Source organism: Capnocytophaga sp. oral taxon 329 str. F0087 (assembly GCF_000213295.2).
Taxonomy (GTDB): domain Bacteria; phylum Bacteroidota; class Bacteroidia; order Flavobacteriales; family Flavobacteriaceae; genus Capnocytophaga; species Capnocytophaga leadbetteri_A.
On record NZ_KN390019.1, the window covers coordinates 1 to 1,832 of the forward strand.

Genomic DNA, 1,832 nt, shown 5'->3' on the forward strand with positions numbered 1-1,832 from the left:
AAATTTCTTGTCGAAGTCCATTCCTATTCCTTTGGTAACAGTACCTTTTTTGGTGTCGGTAAAGGTGAACTCTCTGTCGGTAAAAATCCAGTCTTCTTTTTGGTCCCAAAACAGTTGTGCTGTATTGAGTTTTTTGCCATCGTAGGTAGTCAGCACTACGCTGTCGCGCAGCTCTACCATATCAGCACTCGGGTAGATGATGCCGTACTTTGCCTGCACGGTATTCTTATGGCGGGCTTGGTCGTAAAATTCTACCTTAACTCCTTCGGGGAACTCAGAATAGGGCATTTGTTGGTTTGAAAAATCCTTGTTCAGAGGGCTAGTCAGTACAGCTACTACTTTAGAAGAGTCGGTATATACCAACTTAAAGTCGTAGGCTTCTCCTTGAGGGAATTTCTTCTGCACACTTAGTTGCTGAAGATTTTTCATATCATTACTACACGAAAAAAGCATTGCCATACCCAAAGGTATGACAATACTTTTCATTAATTTGTATGTAATTATTTTCTTCATATAATCGCTTGCAAATTTGTTCATTTTCAAATCTGCTTATTACCACTACAATCTTGGTACAGTAACAGACTGTCCTACCCAGCATTTGAAGCTGATAGTTTTGCCAGCTAAGCCAGACTCGAAGATGTCAGCTTTGCTTGGAGCAAGAGCATCATAGCGAGCTGCTAAACTTTCCAAACCTCCTTTGCGTGCCATTTGTGCCGCTAACCAGTATACTGCTCTCTTCTCAAAAGAAGTGCTACCACATTCGTTAGCAGAACTTGCGTAGGCGTGTGCCATTATACGGTAAGCATCAGAGTTTGAAGGGTTGTAAGTTAAGGCTTTCTGAGCGTAACCTACAGCTTGTGCTTTGCTGTGCTTAGAAGCTATTTTGATAAGCAACTTAGATTTTTTAAAGTTATCTGTCTCAAGGTTTACAGCCTCATTGTAATACTGTATCGCTTTAGAGGTATTGCCATCTTTGTCGCTCATAACCCCTAAGTAGTAAGCTGAGTTAGCTGATGGTTTCACGTTGTGTAGTGAAGTTACTATCTTAACGAATAGAGGGTCTTTAGTACAGTCTTTATCAGACATTTTTCCAGCAGCACGACGTAGCCATTCTTCGTTAGTTTTGTTAGCCTCGAAGTTCTTAGTATACAATGGAATAAGGTTTTGGCAATCGGCTAACTGCCCTAATTTAGCATCTACACTTTCGGCTATAGTTTCGTAGTTATCTACACGTTTACGGCTTGCGTCTAATGTTTTCTTATCTTTTTCGCTGATAATACCAGCTTCTTCTTGAGCTAAATACTGGTTGATAGTAGCAGAAAGCTCATTCTTTTCGTCTTGTATTTTTTCTGATACGTTATCGTAAGCATCGAATACTTCTTGTAATTCTTTTTGTCCTTTCTCGTGTAGAGCTACCAATTCAGAGAAGTACAAATAAAGAGCTTTTTCGTTCTTGAAGTTAGCTCTGTCTTCAGTGAAAGCCTTGTTTAGCAAGTCGTATATTTCTTGTTCGCTACCAGCATTTTCGTCAAACATAAGTAGCGCTTGGCGTATGCGCATATCGGTAGTTGATAGGCGAGTAGGGAATAGCTTATTATAGTCGGTGTATAGCTGAATAAGCTCTTTTACAGATTGAGCTTTTTGTCCTGCAGTATTGTTTTTGATACGGTCTTGCAATATGCGTTCGCCATAGGCAAAAGTAGCATAGTGCAATGAAGGGCATTGGGTGTACACTTCTTTCCATATAGGGTATGCCTCGTTGTAATTTCTAGCTTTTGCATACTCACTAAATATAGAAAGTTTTTGCTTTAGTTCATCATTGCTTTTGCAAT

General features: G+C 39.7%; 2 protein-coding genes. Both read right to left on the bottom strand.

The features are described from left to right. Positions 1–513 (bottom strand): LPS export ABC transporter periplasmic protein LptC (lptC, locus tag HMPREF9074_RS08225; protein ID WP_034540255.1); only part of this gene is annotated, 513 nt, incomplete at its 3' end. A gap of 45 nt (positions 514–558) precedes the next feature. After that, on the bottom strand, positions 559–1,832 hold a 1,274-nt coding region (locus HMPREF9074_RS08230; RefSeq protein ID WP_034540248.1), incomplete at its 5' end, for a tetratricopeptide repeat protein.